The sequence below is a fragment of the Streptococcus sp. GMD6S genome (assembly GCF_000297015.1).
On sequence record NZ_AJRH01000172.1, the window covers coordinates 1 to 1,033 of the forward strand.

Here is a 1,033-nt window from a genome sequence, read left to right on the forward strand (position 1 = left end):
CCAGCTCTCCCACCAGTAGAGAAATTGGGCAAAGGTCTTTACTTCTACGAAGTAGACTTGGCAGGCACCCAAGGAAAATCTGACAAAGACTTGCTTGACCTCTTGAAACAAAATGGTACGCAAAGCTATAAAGCTACTATCAAGGTGTACGGTGCAAAAGACGGCAAGCCTGACTTAACTAATCTGGTAGCGACTAAAGATTTGACTGTTAATTTGAATGGTTTGACCACTCCAGCTGAAGTCCAAAAAGGTGTGGCCGACAATACCAAAGATACAGTAGATGTCCCAGCTAGCTACCTTGACAAAGCCAATTTCCCAGGTCCATTTACAGCCGGTGTCAACCAAGTCATTCCATACGAAGCTTTTGGTGGAGATGGTATGTTGACTCGCCTCTTGTTAAAAGCCTCAGATAAAGCCCCATGGTCAGACAACGGCTCAGCTAAAAATCCAGCTCTCCCACCAGTAGAGAAATTGGGCAAAGGTCTTTACTTCTACGAAGTTTTGTCTATCCTTACTTTATCCATGACTCTTACGACTCTAGTGATGCTGTCAACAAGTTTGATTGGACCAAGGCAACAGATGGCAAAGCATATCCTGAAAATGTCAAGAGCCGTAACTACATGAAAGGATTGATCGCCCTTCGTCAATCGACAGATGCCTTCCGACTCAAGAGTCTGCAAGACATCAAAGAGCGCGTCCACCTCATTACTGTTCCAGGACAAAATGGCGTTGAAAAAGAAGATGTGACCATCGGCTACCAAATCACCGCTCCAAATGGTGATGTCTACGCTGTCTTTGTCAATGCGGATGATAAGGCTCGTGAATTTACTCTAGGAACTGCCTTTGCTCACTTGAGAAAGGCCGAAGTTCTCGCAGATGAAAACCAAGCAGGACCAGTAGGAATTGCTAACCCTCAAGGTCTCGAATGGACTGAAAAAGGCTTGAAATTGAACGCTCTCACTGCTGTCGTTCTCCGCTTGTCTCAAGGTGGTGCCATTGTCGCTCCAGCTGTGGAAGAAAAACCAGAATTTGA

At 45.5% G+C, this 1,033-nt stretch carries 1 protein-coding gene and 1 pseudogene; both read left to right on the forward strand.

Going from position 1 to position 1,033, the window contains the following annotated elements:
* On the forward strand, positions 1-624 hold a 624-nt coding region (locus GMD6S_RS09445; protein WP_008294541.1), incomplete at its 5' end, for an SSURE domain-containing protein.
* Positions 621-1,033, forward strand: a pseudogene (locus GMD6S_RS09450) (amylopullulanase); the annotation flags it as partial. The gene GMD6S_RS09445 and the pseudogene GMD6S_RS09450, both read left to right, overlap by 4 nt.